The following is a 14784-nucleotide window of genomic DNA, read 5'->3' on the forward strand; positions in this document are numbered from 1 at the left end:
CGCGGGGGCGTGGGGGGGGGTTTTCTGGGGGGGGGGGGGCCGCGGTGGCGGCGCGGCCCCCCCCGCCCCCCGGGCGGTGCCCCGGGCCCCCCCCAAACCCTCCCCCCCCCCGCCAACCCCCAGGAAACCAGCCTTTGCCGTTGCTCCAGCCGTTGCTCCAGCCGTTGCTCTGGCTTCTGCGGGTGCCGGGCGCCGCCCGGCCGAACTACAATCCCGCTCATGCTGAAATTCTCGAACACCCTTCGCCGGTGGCCCCGATGAGCGGCCGTGGAGGCAATGACGGCCAGGTCCGCATCATCGGCGGGCGCTGGCGCAATACCCGCCTGCCGGTGCCGAACCTGCCGGGCCTGCGGCCCAGCAGTGACCGCGTACGCGAGACCCTGTTCAACTGGCTGATGCCCCGACTGGCCGGGGCCCGCGTGCTGGACCTGTTTGCCGGCAGCGGCGCGCTGGGCCTGGAAGCCATCTCGCGCGGCGCCGCTCACGCCACCCTGGTCGAGCGCGATGCCCAGCTCGGCCGCAATCTGTCGGCCGCCGTCGCCAAGCTGCAGGCCAGCGCGCAGATCACCGTGGTCCAGGCCGATGCCCTGCGCTGGTTGCAGGGCGCTCCCGCGCAACAGGCGGATCTGGTGTTCATCGACCCGCCGTTCGCCGATGGCCTCTGGCAGGACGTGCTGGCCCAGCTGCCGCGGCATCTGGCAGCCGACGCCTGGCTCTACCTGGAGTCGCCGGCCGGTCACGTCCCGGTGCTGCCGCCGGACTGGCTGCTGCACCGCGAGGGCGGCACCCGTGAGGTGCACTTTGCCCTGTACCGCCGCGCCGCTGCTACACTTTGACTTCATCTGAACATCTGCAACCGCCCATGACCGTGGCCAACCGCCGCATTGCCGTCTACCCCGGCACGTTCGATCCGATCACCAACGGTCATATCGACCTGGTGAACCGGGCCGCGCCGCTGTTTGAAAAGGTCGTGGTCGGCGTGGCGCAGAGCCCGTCCAAGGGGCCGACCCTGCCGCTGGAACTGCGCGTGCAGCTGGCCCGGGATGCCCTGGGCCACCATGGCAACGTCGAGGTCTGCGGGTTCGATACCCTGCTGGCCCATTTCGTACGCTCCGTCCAGGGCGGGGTCCTGCTGCGCGGCCTGCGCGCGGTGTCGGACTTTGAATACGAGTTCCAGATGGCGAGCATGAACCGCCACCTGATCCCGGAAGTCGAGACCCTGTTCCTGACGCCGGCCGAGCAGCACAGCTTCATTTCGTCTTCGCTGGTCCGCGAGATCGCGCGCCTGGGCGGCGACGTGTCCGGCTTCGTGCCGGCCGCGGTGCTCGAAGCCCTGCGCAGGGTCCGCGAGGCGAAATCGACCCAGTCATAAGCCCCGCCGTACCCGCACCCCTTACGTACAACACCACGCACCATTCCGGGAGGAAACCATGAACACCACCATGCGCGCGATGCTGATCGCCTCGTTGGCCCTGGCCTTCACCGCCTGCAAGAAGGAAGAGGCCGCTCCGGTCGACGAAGCCAAGCAGGCGCTGGTCGCCCCGTCCAAGGACGACGACGCAGGCTGGAAGAAGTACCTGCAGGAAGTCGCCATCCAGAACATGGGCAACATCTCCAACAGCCCGTTCCTGTACTACCTCTCGCCGGAATCGGACCCGGACTTCCAGGCCAAGTACGAGCGCCAGACCGAGAGCGCGACCCAGGCCGTGGCCCGTGGCGTGCAGCCGGGCAACATGCTGGCCTTCGGTTCGTCGGCCTCGGGCAAGATGGCGGACATGATCCAGGCCGTGTTCAAGGACGTGTCGCCGGATTCGATGAAGGGCGTGCGCGTCGTCTTCATCGGCCAGTCGGCCGACAACGCCCGCGTGCAGGCGGCCGTGCAGCCGACCGGTGCCGAGTACATTTTCGTCGAAGCCAAGTAAGACCGAGCCGCGGCGGCCACGTTGCAACGTGGCCCGGGTGGCGCCTGTAGCGGGCGCCACCGATGACCTGACCGGCCCGCGCGCCCGCGCTGGCCGGTCCTTTGTCCCAAGGCGCGGGCGAGGAGTATCGCCATGTCGCTGAAAATCAATGAGCTCTGCGTCAACTGCGACGTCTGCGAGCCGGCCTGCCCGAACCAGGCCATTGCGATGGGTGAAACCATCTACGTGATCGACCCCGCCCGTTGTACCGAGTGCGTGGGCCATTTCGACGAGCCACAGTGCGTGGTCGTCTGCCCGGTCGAATGCATCGATCCGGACCCGGAGATCGTGGAAACGGAAGACCAGCTGCTGGCCAAACTGCGCCGGCTGCAGCACGATCATCCCGAACTCTACGCGGAGCCCCCATCCGAATGAAGACGCTGCTCGTCCGTCCCGTGTTGCTGCTCGGCCTGTTGCTGAGCCCGCTTGCCTGGGCCGATGCGCCGGCCCGTGCCGAACGTCCCGATGGCGCTGCCATTGCCAGCGGCCACGCGCTGGCCACCCAGGCCGGCGTGGACATCCTTGCGCAGGGAGGCAACGCGTTCGACGCCGCGGTGGCGGTGTCTTCGACGCTGGCGGTGGTCGAGCCGATCAGTTCCGGCCTGGGCGGTGGCGGCTTCTTCCTGCTGCATGACGCGGCCACCGGCAAGGACGTGATGCTGGATGCGCGCGAGACCGCGCCGGCCGCCGCCACGCCGCAGGCCTTCCTTGACGGGAAGGGCAACCTGGACCGCGACCGCTCGGTCAACGGCGCCTGGTCGGCGGGTATCCCCGGCCTGCCTGCGGCGCTGGTGGAGCTTTCGGCCCGGCACGGCAGGCTGCCCCTGGCGGTTTCGCTGCAACCGGCCATCCGCATCGCCCGCGACGGCTTCCCGGTGTACGAGCGGATGGCCAAGGGCTATGCCTCGCGTCGCGAGGTGATGGAGCGTTACCCCGGGACCCGCGAGGTGTACCTGCGCAACGGCAGGCCGATCGCCACCGGTGATGTGTTCCGGCAGCCGGAACTGGCGCAGACACTGGAGCGGCTGGCGGCGGGTGGCTTCGATGGCTTCTACAAGGGCCAGACCGGCAAGCTGCTGCTGGCCGGAGTGAAGCAGGCCGGTGGCCGCTGGACCGCCGAGGAGCTGGCCGGCTACCGGGTGAAGCAGCGCGAGCCGATCGTCTTCGACTACAACGGCTGGAAGATCACCACGGCGCCGCCGCCGTCGTCCGGTGGCATCGCCCTGGCCAGCATGCTGCAGATCCTCGAAGGCTGGGACATCAAGCAGATGGATCCGGCGCACCGCGCCCATCTGGTAGTCGAATCGATGCGGCGCGCCTACCGCGACCGCACGTTCTTCCTGGGCGATCCGGACTTCGTGCAGATCCCGCAGAAAGTGCTGACCAGCAAGGATTACGCGCAGGGCCTGCGTGCCACCATCCATCCGGAGAAGGCCACGCCCAGCGACCTGCTGTCGGGCAATCCGACGCCGCTGGAGGACGACGAGACCACCCATTTCTCGATCATCGACCGTGATGGCAACCGCGTCGGCGCCACCCAGACCGTCAACCTGCTGTACGGCTCGGGCCTGATACCCAAGGGCACCGGTGTGCTGCTGAACAACGAGATGGACGATTTCGCGCTGAAGCCGGGCACGCCCAATGCGTTCGGCGTGATGGGCTACGAGGCCAACGCACCGAAGCCGGGCAAGCGCATGCTCAGCTCGATGACGCCGACCTTCATGGAGAACGCCGACAAGGTCGTGGTGCTGGGCACCCCCGGCGGCAGCCGCATCATCACCATGGTGCTGCTGGGCATCCTTGGTTACGACGCCGGCCTGGACGCGCAGCAGGTCGCGGCGCTGCCACGCTACCACCACCAGTGGCTGCCGGACCTGATCGAGGCCGAAGACAACGCGTTCGACGCGGCCACCGTGAAGCAGCTGCAGGCGATGGGCCACAAGATCGATCTGCCGGGGAATGTCGCCGCCGGTGGTCGCGGCTCCAGCCACGTCTGGGGCAATCTGCAGACGGTGGAATGGGATCGCAGGAGCAACCGGTTGTTCGGCGGCAGCGATCCGCGCAACCCGGTCGGCAGCGCCCAGGTGGTGCCCGGCAGGTAACGGCCGGGCTCGCCGGGTCCCATCCGGCCGACGGTGAGCCGCAGCGCCCTGCCCGCAATGGCAGGGCGCTGCAGTTTCGTTCTAGCGATTATTTAACGGCCTGCCGACGATAATCGGCGCATGAAACTCTGGTCGATTCGTGGTAACTCGCAGCGCCTCGACGGCGGTGCGATGTTCGGCAACGCACCCCGTGCGTTGTGGGAAAAATGGGCGGCACCGGATGAGCTGAACCGTATCGAGCTGGCATGCCGCGCGCTGTTGGCCAGCCCGCTGGAAGGCAAGACGGTCCTGTTTGAAACCGGCATCGGCGCGTTCTTCGATCCGCGCATGCGCGAGCGCTATGGCGTGCAGGAAAGCCAGCACGTGCTGATCGATTCGCTGCGTGAGGCGGGCTTCGAACACGAGGACATCGACGTGGTGGTCCTCAGCCACCTGCACTTCGACCACGCCGGCGGCCTGCTGGCAGCATGGAGCGAGGGGCGCGAGCCCGAACTGCTGTTTCCCAATGCCACCTATGTGGTCGGTGCACAGCACTGGCAGCGCGCACTTCAGCCGCACCCGCGCGACCGCGCCAGTTTCATCCCGGAGCTGCCCGGGCTGCTGCAGGCCAGTGGGCGCCTGGAAGTGGTCGACGGCGAGTTCTCCCGGGCGCTGGGGAGCAGCGTGCGTTTCAGCTACAGCGATGGGCATACGCCGGGGCTGATGCTGGCCGAGATCGTCGGCCATGGGCATGCAGGCGAGGTCGCGCGCGGTGGCGTGGTGTTCTGCGCTGACCTGATTCCGGGGCGCTCGTGGGTGCACGTGCCGATCACCATGGGATATGACCGCAACGCGGAACTGCTGATCGACGAGAAGCGGCAGTTCCTGGAGGACAAGCTGGCGCGCAACGTGCATCTGTTCTTTACCCACGACCCGCAGGTCGCACTGGCCCAGCTGGGGCGCGACGACAAGGGGCGTTTCGTGACCCTGCACGAGCAGGGTGAACTGAAGGCGCGCGCGCTGGGGTAAGTGCCGGGGTCGGAGCCCTTTCTGCGAAAGGGATCTGACCCCGCCGCACCGGTCAGCCGACGCGGGTGCCGAAGATGCGGTCGCCCGCGTCGCCGAGGCCCGGCAGGATGTAGCCCTTTTCGTTGAGCTGGGCGTCGATTGCCGCCGTGTAGATCTCCACATCCGGATGCGCTGCCTTGACCGCGTCGATGCCCTCCGGAGCGGCGACAAGGAAAATGCCCTTGATGCGTCGCGCACCGGCCCGCTTGAGCATGTCGATGGTGGCGATCAGGGTGCCGCCCGTGGCCAGCATCGGGTCCAGGATCAGCGCATCGCGCTCTTCCAGGCGCCCGGTGAGGCGCTCGAAGTACGGCACCGGCTGCAGGGTTTCCTCATCGCGCTGCAGGCCGACCACACTCACGCGGGCGGCAGGGATCAGCGACAGTACGCCGCTGAGCATGCCCAGGCCGGCCCGCAGGATCGGCACCACGGTGATCTTGGCGCCAGCGATGCGCTGCACGGTCACCGGACCGGCCCAGCCGGGCAGGGTGTGCGGCTCGGTGTCCAGGTCAGCGGTGGCCTCATAGGCCAGCAGCGTGCCCAGCTCGTTGGCCAGTTCGCGGAAATCCTTGGTGCTGAGCGCGGCGTTGCGCATCAGGCCGATCTTGTGCTGCACCAGCGGGTGGCGCACTTCGACGATCTTCATGGTCGGAAAAGGGGGAAGGGAGAGGCGATCATTCTGCCGGATCGGGGTGCGGAACCCCAAACGGAGCGCAGCCAGCGGGCGCGGATCGAGGGCGTCTGTCATGGCCATGCAACCTTGCGGACATACCGTCCAGACCCATTCTTAACAGGAATGGGGATTCCCAGTGAATATCAAGACGCCGTTGGCCGTTGCCATCACGCTGACCCTGGCGATGGGGGCCAGCGCTCCGCTGCAGGCCGCCGCCCAGCAGACGGTCGCCGCCACGGGGGCAGCGGCGGTCGATGCGATCGACCTGGACCGCGTCGAGGTGCGTGCGCAGCTCGAATCGCAGATCCGCGCGGTCGATCTGAAGCGCAGCAGCGACGCGATCGAAGACGCCGTGTCTTCCGACGCCCTCGGCCAGTATCCGGACAAGAACGTGGCCGAATCGCTGCAGCGTCTACCCGGCATCAGCGTCACCCGCGACCAGGGCGAAGGCCGTTTCGTGGTCATCCGGGGCCTGGACGCCAACCTCAACAGCGTCAGCGTCGATGGAATCGCCGTGGGTACGCCGGAGGACTCCAGCCGCGCTGCACCGCTGGATGTCATTCCCTCCGACTCCACCGAGCGGCTGCGCGTGGTCAAGTCGCCAACGCCGGACATGCCCGGCGACGCGATCGGCGGTGCGGTCCTGGTCGAATCGGCCTCGGCATTCGATCGCGACGGGCGCAGCCTGCGTGCCAAGATCGAGGGCAGCCACCAGCAGCTCTCGGGCGAAACCAGCCCGAAGGCCGCCTTCAACTACAGCGAAGTGTTCGCCGATACGTTCGGCATCGCGCTGGGCGTGAACTACCAGAAGCGCAGGTTTGAATCGGACAACACCGAAGTGGAGTACGACGGCGAGGATGATGCTGCACCGGGGGATGTCACCGCGATCAACCTGCAGCACCGCAAGTACGAGATCGAGCGCAAGCGCATCGGCGCCAACCTCAACCTGGACTGGCGCCCGAATGAAGACAGCAAGTACTACCTGCGCACGTTGTACAGCCAGTTCGACGATGCCGAGACCCGCCAGCGGGTGATCTTCAATTTCGACGATGCCGACATGGTGCGCACCGGCACCGACCAGTACCGGCTGGATGACATGCCGGGCGATGCGATCGACAAGCGCATGCGTTACCGCACCAAGAAAGAGAACACCTTCGCAGCCAGCCTCGGTGGCGAGAACCGGCTGACCAGCGCGGTGGTCGATTACCGTATCGGCTACACCCGCACCGAGGAGCGGGTGAACGACGAGATGGAGGCGCGGTTCACACTGGATGGTGATGACTTCAACGGCACCCTGGACCAGCGCAGCCGGCTGCCGACCTACAGTTTCGACAACCCGCAGTGGCTGGACAACGGCAACTACGCCTTCGACCGCATCGTGCTTTCGCCCAAGCAGGTCAACGACAAGGAGCACAGCGCGCAGGTCAACGTACGCTTCGACGGCGACAGCAGCAGCCTGAAGTTCGGCCTGCTGGGCCGCTGGCGCGACCGCGATGTCAATACCGACGAGCGCGAGCTGCGGGTGGGCCCGAAGGTGGCACTTTCGAGCTGGACCACGTCGGCCCCCGAGCATCGCCATGGCAACCTGGGCGATGGCATGGATTCGGCGGCGATGCGGGCGTACTGGGCGGCCAATGGCAGCCAGTACAGCGCCCGGCCGCAGGATGCCGGCGCCAATGCCCTGGCATCGCTGGAAGAGGACTATGTGGCCAGCGAAGACATCTTCGCCAGCTATGCGATGGGGACCTGGGATATCGGCGCGCTGCGCATCATCGGCGGCGCACGCGTGGAGAACACCCGTTTCAGGGCGGTGGGCAACCAGGTCGAGGTGGCGGCCAACGGGCGCAGCTTCACCGTCACCCCGCGCGTGGCCAACAACAGCTACACCAATGTGCTGCCGGGCCTGCATCTGCGCTACGACGCAGCCGATGACTGGGTGCTGCGCGCCTCGGCCAACAAGACCGTCTCGCGCCCGTCCTTCGGCGACGTTTCGCCCCGTGTGGGCTACAGCCGCGGCGACGAGGAAGTGCGGCTGGGCAATCCCGAGCTGGATCCGTACGAGTCGAAGAACATCGACCTGTCGGTGGAAAAGTACATCGGCAGCACCGGCATCGTTTCGCTTGGCCTGTTCCACAAGTCCATCGACGGCTACATCGTGGAAACCGTGCGTACCAATGATCCGGACTACGACGGCTTCGACGTGACCCAGCCGATCAATGGCCGCAAGGCCACGGTACGCGGCGCCGAGTTCAACTGGCAGCAGCAGCTGGCCTTCCTGCCGGCAGGCTTCGACGGTCTTCTGGTCGGGGCCAGCGGCACCTGGCTGGATACCGAATTCGATGCCGGCATCGCGGACCGTGCCGGCGAGGACTTCATGCTGCCGCGTGCCTCCAAGCACGTGTACAGCGCGCACGTCGGCTACGAGAAATATGGCCTGAGCACCCGCCTGGCTGCGGTGTACCGCAGCGAATATCTGGACAGCATCGGCAAGGGCCGTGCATTCGACATCTACGTGGCACCCAACACGCAGCTCGACTTCTCGCTGGATTATCGCTTCAGCCCGCGCGTCAGCCTGTACTTCGAGGCGCAGAACCTGCTGGACAAGCCGCTGGAGCTGTACCAGGGCACGCGCTCGCGCACGCTGCAGATGGAAGAATATGGCCGCACCTACGCGCTGGGCCTGAAGGTGGCGCTGTGATGGGGCGGCACATTCCGGGGCTCGTGGCAGCGATCGCAACCGCGCTGGTCGTGGGCTGCACGCCAGCGGCCGACCGTGCGCCGGCAGCACATGCGGCGTCGCCGACGCCTCCGGCGCGCACGGTGGCCACCGTTGCCGAGGCGTTCGTGTCGCCACTCACGCCCGCCGACAACATCGATTCGCCCGCAACCTGGCGCACGCCGGACGGGCAGATCTGGCTGATCGCCACCGCCAAGGCCACCGACAAACTGGTGGTGTATGACGGCAGCACCGGCCGTCACCTGCGCGACGTCGGTGCCACCGGTACCGGCCTGGGACAGTTCGATCGCCCCAATGGCATCGCCGTGACCGACGACCTGTTGTGGATCGTGGAACGCGACAATCACCGGGTCCAGGTCCTGTCCCTGCCGGACTTCACACCGCTGGCGACGTTCGCTGCCGAAGATCTGCGCAAACCCTACGGGCTGTGGGTCGATCGCAGGGCGGACGGCTACAGCGTCTACGTCACGGACTCTTGGGACAACGGCGAGGACGCACAGGGCCGCGACATCCTGCCGCCGCTGGCGGAACTGGACAAGCGCGTGCGCCAGTACCACGTTTCCCGCGACGGCGCGAAGATCGACGCGAAGCGCATCGCCGACATCGGCGACACCAGTGAGGCCGGTGCGCTGCGCGTGGTCGAATCGATCTGGGGCGATCCGGACAACGACCGTCTGCTGATTGCCGAAGAGGATGAGAGCTACGCCAGCGAGTTCAAGGTCTATACGCTGGCAGGCCGCTTCACCGGCACCACCTTCGGCCGTGACGTGTTCAAGGCGCAGGCCGAAGGGGTGACCCTGCGGACCTGCGGCAAGGACGGCTGGTGGATCACCACCGAGCAGGGCAAGCAGCGCAGCGTGTTCCATCTTTTCGATCGGCACACGCTGAAGCCGGTCGGTGCCTTCCAGGGCAATACCGTGGCCAACACCGATGGCATCTGGCTGATGCAGCAGCCCAGCACGCGGTTCCCGCACGGTGCGCTGTACGCGGTGCATGACGATCAGGGCGTGGTCGCCTTTGACTGGGAAAGCATTGCCAGGCAGCTGGCGCTGCCGCTGGAGTGTGGCGCATGAGGCGGCACAGCACGCGCGCGTTCGTCGCCAGCCTGCTGCTGGCCCTGCCTCTGCTGGTCACCGCGGCGGTCGAACCCAACACGCAGGTGCCTGCGGGCAGCCGCCACTATGCGGCATCGCCACTGCCGGATCGTATCGTTGCCTCGCCCTCGGCCGACCCCAGCCACGGATTCGCCGTAGCCTGGCGTACGGATGGCAGCGTACAGGCGCCACTGCTGGAGATCGCGCGTGCCGGCGATTCGCCGGCCATCGAAGGCATTCGCGCGCTGCGCGCGACCACGCAGGCGCTGCAGACCGAGAACGGCCTGTCGCACCATCACCGCGTTGACATCGATGGCCTGCAGCCGGATACCGCATACATCTACCGTGTGCAGGGCAGGGCAGGCTGGAGTGCATGGAACCAGCTGCGCACGCTGGCCACCGCCGGGCAGCCGCTGACGCTGCTGTACTTCGGCGATACCCAGAACAAGAATCTCAGTCACGTCAGCCGCGTGGTCCGGGCCGCGCAGAAGGCGGCACCGGACGCTCGCCTGAGCCTGTTCGCGGGTGACCTGGTCAGCGGCGGCGACGGTGTGGACGACAGTGAATGGGGCGAATGGTTCGCCGCCACCGGCTGGCTGGCGCAGGAAACACTGGTGGCGCCTGCCATCGGCAATCACGAGTATTTCGAGGAGTTCGAGGACACTCCGCAGGAACGCCGTGTGCTGGGCCGGCACTGGCCGGTGACCTTCGCACTGCCGGGCAATGGCGCCGCTGCCGCGCAGCAGACCAGCTACTGGTTCGATGCGCAGGGCGTGCGCGTGGCGGTGCTTGATGGAACCTCGGCACTCGATCTCGGCACCGCCCAGGCCCAGGCACACTGGCTGGACAAGGTGCTGTCCGGCAATCCGCAGCCGTGGACCATCGTAATGCTGCACCAGCCCTTCTACTCGCCGCGCGAAGGCCGCGAGAACGCCGCATTGCGTGACGTGCTGCTGCCGGTGGTGCGTCGTCACCAGGTGGATCTGGTGCTGCAGGGGCACGACCACACCTATGGCCGCCGTGGCGAAGGACAGGCCGCCACACCGCAGTACGTGGTGACCGTGGCGGGACCGAAGCAGTACCGTCTTTCCGATGAAGCCCGAAGGACGATGGCCCCGGTGGCCGAGGACACCCAGCTGTTCCAAGTGCTGCGCATCGATCCGCAGCACCTGCGCTATGAGGCGCGCACGGTGACCGGGCAGCTGTACGATGCTTTCGAGCTGCACCGTGACGCCAGCGGGGGCAAGCAGCGCACGGAGCTGACCGAAGGCCGCATCACGCCACGCGACTGCCCGCGCGCGCAGACTGCCAAGGGTCGTGCCGACCGTTGCTGGGAATAAGGAGACGCCGATGACCATGCCCCGACGCATCGTTCCTCTTGCTGCCATCGGTGCCGCTCTGCTGTTGCTGGCCGGTGCGGTGGCCGCCGCTGATGCGGTGCTGCATCCGTTCCTGGCGGCCCAGCCGCAGCAGGCACCGCAGGAGGTGAACCTGGCCGTGGAAATTCCCGCTGGCAGCTTCACCAAGTATGAGATCAAGGACGACGGGCTGGTCCACGTCGACCGCTTCCAGTCGATGCCGGTGGCCTATCCGGCCAACTATGGTTCGATGCCGCGCACGCAGGCGGGCGACAACGATCCGTTGGACGCGCTGGTGCTGACCCGTGAACCCCTGCACCCCGGCGTGATCATCCGCTTCCGCCCGATCGGCTATCTGAAGATGATCGATGGCGGCGAACATGACGAGAAGGTCATCGGCGTGCCGACCGACAAGGTTGATCCGAGCTATGCAGGCGTCCGCGATCTGGCCGATCTGCCGGAGATCGAGCGGCAGCGCATCGAGGCGTTCTTCCGCGTGTACAAGGATCTGCCAGCCGGACGCAACCCGGTGCAGCTGCAGGGCTGGGGCAACGCGGCCGAGGCGCGTACGCTGATCCGCGAAGCCATGCAGCGTTTCGACGCCGGGAAGTAGTCCGGCTGCGGACGGCGTTGCACCCCTGCGCGGTCTTCACCTGTGCTGGCTATCATGGCCGCCTTCCACAGCAAAGGCGGTGCACGTGTCGGTAGCGTTGGTCTGGTTCCGTCGCGACCTGCGGCTGCAGGACAATCCGGCCCTGCAGGCCGCACTGGATGCGGGGCACGATGTGGTCCCGGTGCACATCCACGCGCCGCACGAAGAAGGCGAGTGGGCGCCGGGAGCGGCATCCAACGCCTGGCGTCATCGCTCGCTTGCCGCGCTGGATGCGGATCTGCGTGGCCGCGGTTCTTCCCTGGTGCTGCAGATCGGCGACAGCCTGCCGGTGCTGCAGGCACTGATCGCACGGACCGGTGCCACGGCGGTGTACTGGAACCGCAAGTACGAGCCCGCCACCCAGCCACGTGATGCCTCCATCAAGCGCACGCTGCGCGAGCAGGGCATCGATGCGCAGAGCTGCAACGGCAGTCTTCTGTTCGAGCCGTGGGATATCGCCACCCAGCAGGGGCAGCCGTACAAGGTGTTCACCCCCTACTGGCGCAACGTGCTCAGTCACTGGCGCCTGCCCGGGCTGCAGGCGGCGCCCGCGGCACTGGCAACGCATGCCGTCGAAGGCGAGTCGCTGCAGGCGCTCGGCCTGGCACCGGCGCTCGGCTGGGACGAGGGCTTCTGGGAGCACTGGCAGCCGGGAGAGGCCGGCGCGCTGGAGGCGCTTTCGGTGTTCGAGGACGGCGCGCTGCGAGGCTATCGCGCGCAGCGCGACCTGCCGGACCGGGTCGGCACCTCGCGGCTGTCACCGCACCTGCACTTCGGCGAGATCGCGCCCTGGCGCATCGCCCATGCGCTGGAAGGGCTGCGCAGCGCCGGTACCGACGCCGACATCGACGGCTACCTGCGGCAACTGGGCTGGCGTGACTTCGCCTACCACCTGCTGCATCACTTTCCGGAGACCCCCACCGGCAACCTCAACCCGCGCTTCGACCGCTTTGCGTGGGCCACGCCCAGCGCCGGCCAGCTGCATGACTGGCAGCGCGGCAACACCGGTGTACCGATCGTGGATGCCGGCCTGCGCGAGCTGTGGCATACCGGCTACATGCACAACCGGGTGCGGATGATCGTCGCCAGCTACCTGTGCAAGCACCTGCGCGCGCACTGGCTGCATGGCGCACGCTGGTTCTGGGACACACTGGTCGATGCCGACCTGGCCAACAACACGATGGGCTGGCAGTGGGTGGCCGGTACCGGTGCGGATGCAGCGCCTTACTTCCGCGTGTTCAATCCGGTCACCCAGGCCGAAAAGTTCGATCCTCAGGCGCGCTACATCACCCGCTGGGTACCGGAACTGGCGGCGCTGCCGGTGAAGGCGCGCTTCGCGCCGTGGCAGCATCCGCAGTGGCTGGCCGAGCACGCGCCGGAGTATCCGCGCAGCCCTCTTGTGGATCTGGCCGCCGGCCGGGATGCAGCGCTCGCCGCCTACCGCCAGTCGGGAGCGGGGTAAAGCGCCGTCGCGGGGTTCCAGACAGCTAGCTGAACAAGGGCCTGTCGAGCGGCGTGTTCATCATCCCGGCATCGCGTCCTGCTGTTTATCCTCTGGGCGGCCCGCAAGCCGCCGGCCCGACCGGAAACCAAGGAGACCATCATGATCCGCAACACCACCCGCAATGTCGCACTGGCCCTGATGAGCGCGGCCGTCCTGTCGGCCTGCGCCACCGGCGGTTCCTACGTGCAGAGCGATCAGTACGGCAACCCGACCGAGCAGCAGAACCGGACCGGTCGCAACGCGCTGATCGGTACCGCCATTGGCGTGGCCGCCGGCCTGCTCAGCGGCGACAGTGCGACCGAGCGCCGCCAGCACGCGCTGATCGGTGCAGGCATCGGCGCGCTCAGTGGCGCGGCCGTGGGCCAGTACCAGGATCGCCAGGAACGCGCGCTGCGCGAGCGCACTGCCAACACCGGCATCGATGTGCAGCGCCAGGGCGACAACATCATGCTGAACCTGCCCGACGGCATCACCTTCGATTTCGGCAAGTCGGCACTGAAGCCGCAGTTCTACGGCGCGCTCAACGGCGTGGCCGGCACCCTGCGTGATTACAACCAGACCATGATCGAAGTGGTCGGCCATACCGACAGCATCGGCAGCGATGCGGTCAACAACCGCCTGTCCAAGGAGCGCGCCGATTCGGTCGCCCAGTACCTGATCGGGCAGGGCGTGCAGAGCGTGCGTATCGAAACGCTGGGCGCCGGCAAGGCGTACCCGATTGCCGACAACAGCACCGATGCCGGCCGTGCCAAGAACCGCCGTGTTGAAATCCGCGTGATTCCGCTGCAGCAGTAACGCGCGGCGCGTGCGTGCAGGTCCGGCGCAGCCGGAACGGGAATGCCGCCCTTGCAGGCGGCATTTTCGTTGGCGGCGATGCGCGGCGCCTAGCGCAGGAACGGCGGCCGGGTCATGCTGCGGCCGTCGGCCGCACCACGATCTCGTTCACGTCCACGTCGTCGGGCTGCTCGATGGCGAACCGCACCGCGCGCCCGATCGCATCCGGCTGCAGGGCGATGGCGCGATAGCCGACCATCATTTCGGCGGCGACCGGGTCGGTGATGCTGTCCGCAAGCTCGCTTTCCACCACGCCGGGGTGGATGCAGGTGACCCGCAGCTCGCGGTGCTCCTGGCGCAGGCCCTCCGAGATGGCGCGTACCGCGTGCTTGGTGGCGCAGTAGACCGCAGCGGTCGGTACGACCGACAGCGCGCCGATGGACGCGATGTTGATGATCTGTCCGCGGCCGCGTGCGCACATATGGGGCAACACGGCTGCGATCCCGTGCAGTACACCGCGGATGTTGACGTCGATCATCCGGTCCCATTCGTCCACCTTCAGCGATGCCATCGGCGACAGTGGCATCACACCGGCATTGTTGACGATCACATCGAGGGCGCCGAACTGCTCCAGGGCCGAAGCGGCGAACGCTTCGACCTGCGCGCGCTGTGTCACGTCCAGCGCATGCACGCGTACGTCGGCGCCGTGCTGGCGCAGTTCATCCGCCAGTGCCTGCAACCGTTCGAGGCGGCGCCCGCCCCGCACCAGGCGCGCGCCGGGCTGCGCCCGCGAGCGGGCGATGCCCGCGCCGTTGCCGCTGGAGGCACCCGTGATCACGATGGTTAGGGAATTGCTCATGGCAGGTCTACGGAAGGGCTAGG

At 67.4% G+C, this 14784-nt stretch carries 14 protein-coding genes; 12 read left to right on the top strand and 2 right to left on the bottom strand.

What is annotated here, in order from left to right; all coding sequences use genetic code 11:
- Positions 1-257: 257 nt before the first annotated feature.
- The 6 genes from rsmD to ACVOMM_RS18140 all read left to right on the top strand — a co-directional run bounded on the left by rsmD (position 258) and on the right by ACVOMM_RS18140 (position 5071).
- Positions 258-836: a 16S rRNA (guanine(966)-N(2))-methyltransferase RsmD gene (rsmD, locus tag ACVOMM_RS18115; protein WP_481526595.1), complete on the top strand. Its 579-nt coding sequence runs from the start codon at positions 258-260 to the stop codon at positions 834-836.
- Positions 837-862: 26 nt separating this feature from the next.
- Complete coding sequence (gene coaD / locus ACVOMM_RS18120) at positions 863-1372, top strand: pantetheine-phosphate adenylyltransferase (protein WP_053517312.1); 510 nt, start codon at positions 863-865, stop codon at positions 1370-1372.
- A gap of 58 nt (positions 1373-1430) precedes the next feature.
- Positions 1431-1922 carry a hypothetical protein gene (locus ACVOMM_RS18125; protein ID WP_053517314.1) on the top strand — a complete coding sequence of 164 codons (492 nt, stop codon included), beginning with the start codon at positions 1431-1433 and terminating at the stop codon, positions 1920-1922.
- Between the two features lie 132 nt (positions 1923-2054).
- The gene (locus tag ACVOMM_RS18130; RefSeq protein ID WP_053517316.1) at positions 2055-2336 is read left to right on the top strand and encodes a YfhL family 4Fe-4S dicluster ferredoxin; all 282 of its coding nucleotides are present in this window, start codon (positions 2055-2057) and stop codon (positions 2334-2336) included.
- Complete coding sequence (ggt, locus tag ACVOMM_RS18135; RefSeq protein WP_283219861.1) at positions 2333-4063, top strand: gamma-glutamyltransferase; 1731 nt, start codon at positions 2333-2335, stop codon at positions 4061-4063. The genes ACVOMM_RS18130 and ggt overlap by 4 nt, the downstream gene beginning before the upstream one ends.
- A 120-nt stretch (positions 4064-4183) precedes the next feature.
- Positions 4184-5071 carry an MBL fold metallo-hydrolase gene (locus ACVOMM_RS18140; RefSeq protein WP_053517318.1) on the top strand — a complete coding sequence of 296 codons (888 nt, stop codon included), beginning with the start codon at positions 4184-4186 and terminating at the stop codon, positions 5069-5071.
- 52 nt (positions 5072-5123) lie between these two features.
- Here the strand turns inward: ACVOMM_RS18140 and upp are convergent, their stop codons facing one another.
- A complete protein-coding gene (upp, locus tag ACVOMM_RS18145) occupies positions 5124-5756 on the bottom strand; it encodes a uracil phosphoribosyltransferase (protein WP_053517320.1) in 633 nt (210 codons plus the stop codon).
- A gap of 211 nt (positions 5757-5967) precedes the next feature.
- Between upp and ACVOMM_RS18150 the strand changes: the two genes are divergently transcribed.
- The 6 genes from ACVOMM_RS18150 (at position 5968) to ACVOMM_RS18175 (ending at position 13923) form a co-directional block, all read left to right on the top strand.
- The gene (locus tag ACVOMM_RS18150) at positions 5968-8481 is read left to right on the top strand and encodes a TonB-dependent receptor (RefSeq protein ID WP_481526599.1); all 2514 of its coding nucleotides are present in this window, start codon (positions 5968-5970) and stop codon (positions 8479-8481) included.
- Positions 8481-9593, top strand: a complete 1113-nt coding sequence (locus ACVOMM_RS18155) for an NHL repeat-containing protein (RefSeq protein WP_283219859.1) — start codon at positions 8481-8483, stop codon at positions 9591-9593. Before ACVOMM_RS18150 ends, ACVOMM_RS18155 begins: the two co-directional genes overlap by 1 nt.
- Entirely contained in the window at positions 9590-10954 is a 1365-nt protein-coding gene (locus ACVOMM_RS18160; protein WP_053517322.1) for a purple acid phosphatase family protein, read from the top strand. Before ACVOMM_RS18155 ends, ACVOMM_RS18160 begins: the two co-directional genes overlap by 4 nt.
- Before the next feature lie 10 nt (positions 10955-10964).
- Positions 10965-11585, top strand: a complete 621-nt coding sequence (locus ACVOMM_RS18165; RefSeq protein WP_481526596.1) for an inorganic diphosphatase — start codon at positions 10965-10967, stop codon at positions 11583-11585.
- Positions 11586-11670: 85 nt separating this feature from the next.
- The gene (locus ACVOMM_RS18170) at positions 11671-13086 is read left to right on the top strand and encodes a cryptochrome/photolyase family protein (protein ID WP_481526597.1); all 1416 of its coding nucleotides are present in this window, start codon (positions 11671-11673) and stop codon (positions 13084-13086) included.
- Between the two features lie 141 nt (positions 13087-13227).
- A complete protein-coding gene (locus ACVOMM_RS18175; RefSeq protein WP_053517326.1) occupies positions 13228-13923 on the top strand; it encodes a YiaD family glycine zipper/OmpA-like lipoprotein in 696 nt (231 codons plus the stop codon).
- 112 nt (positions 13924-14035) lie between these two features.
- Here ACVOMM_RS18175 and ACVOMM_RS18180 read toward each other — a convergent pair whose 3' ends face one another.
- Complete coding sequence (locus tag ACVOMM_RS18180) at positions 14036-14761, bottom strand: SDR family oxidoreductase (RefSeq protein WP_481526598.1); 726 nt, start codon at positions 14759-14761, stop codon at positions 14036-14038.
- Positions 14762-14784 lie beyond the last annotated feature (23 nt).

This window comes from Stenotrophomonas sp. STEN009 (genome assembly GCF_056760395.1).

Excerpts from the sequence above, each read along its gene's own strand:
- rsmD (WP_481526595.1), top strand. The coding sequence starts at position 258 with ATGAGCGGCCGTGGAGGCAATGACGGCCAGGTCCGCATCATCGGCGGG.
- coaD (WP_053517312.1), top strand. The coding sequence starts at position 863 with ATGACCGTGGCCAACCGCCGCATTGCCGTCTACCCCGGCACGTTCGAT.
- ACVOMM_RS18125 (WP_053517314.1), top strand. The coding sequence starts at position 1,431 with ATGAACACCACCATGCGCGCGATGCTGATCGCCTCGTTGGCCCTGGCC.
- ACVOMM_RS18130 (WP_053517316.1), top strand. The coding sequence starts at position 2,055 with ATGTCGCTGAAAATCAATGAGCTCTGCGTCAACTGCGACGTCTGCGAG.
- ggt (WP_283219861.1), top strand. The coding sequence starts at position 2,333 with ATGAAGACGCTGCTCGTCCGTCCCGTGTTGCTGCTCGGCCTGTTGCTG.
- ACVOMM_RS18140 (WP_053517318.1), top strand. The coding sequence starts at position 4,184 with ATGAAACTCTGGTCGATTCGTGGTAACTCGCAGCGCCTCGACGGCGGT.
- upp (WP_053517320.1), bottom strand. The coding sequence starts at position 5,756 with ATGAAGATCGTCGAAGTGCGCCACCCGCTGGTGCAGCACAAGATCGGC.
- ACVOMM_RS18150 (WP_481526599.1), top strand. The coding sequence starts at position 5,968 with ATGGGGGCCAGCGCTCCGCTGCAGGCCGCCGCCCAGCAGACGGTCGCC.
- ACVOMM_RS18155 (WP_283219859.1), top strand. The coding sequence starts at position 8,481 with ATGGGGCGGCACATTCCGGGGCTCGTGGCAGCGATCGCAACCGCGCTG.
- ACVOMM_RS18160 (WP_053517322.1), top strand. The coding sequence starts at position 9,590 with ATGAGGCGGCACAGCACGCGCGCGTTCGTCGCCAGCCTGCTGCTGGCC.
- ACVOMM_RS18165 (WP_481526596.1), top strand. The coding sequence starts at position 10,965 with ATGACCATGCCCCGACGCATCGTTCCTCTTGCTGCCATCGGTGCCGCT.
- ACVOMM_RS18175 (WP_053517326.1), top strand. The coding sequence starts at position 13,228 with ATGATCCGCAACACCACCCGCAATGTCGCACTGGCCCTGATGAGCGCG.
- ACVOMM_RS18180 (WP_481526598.1), bottom strand. The coding sequence starts at position 14,761 with ATGAGCAATTCCCTAACCATCGTGATCACGGGTGCCTCCAGCGGCAAC.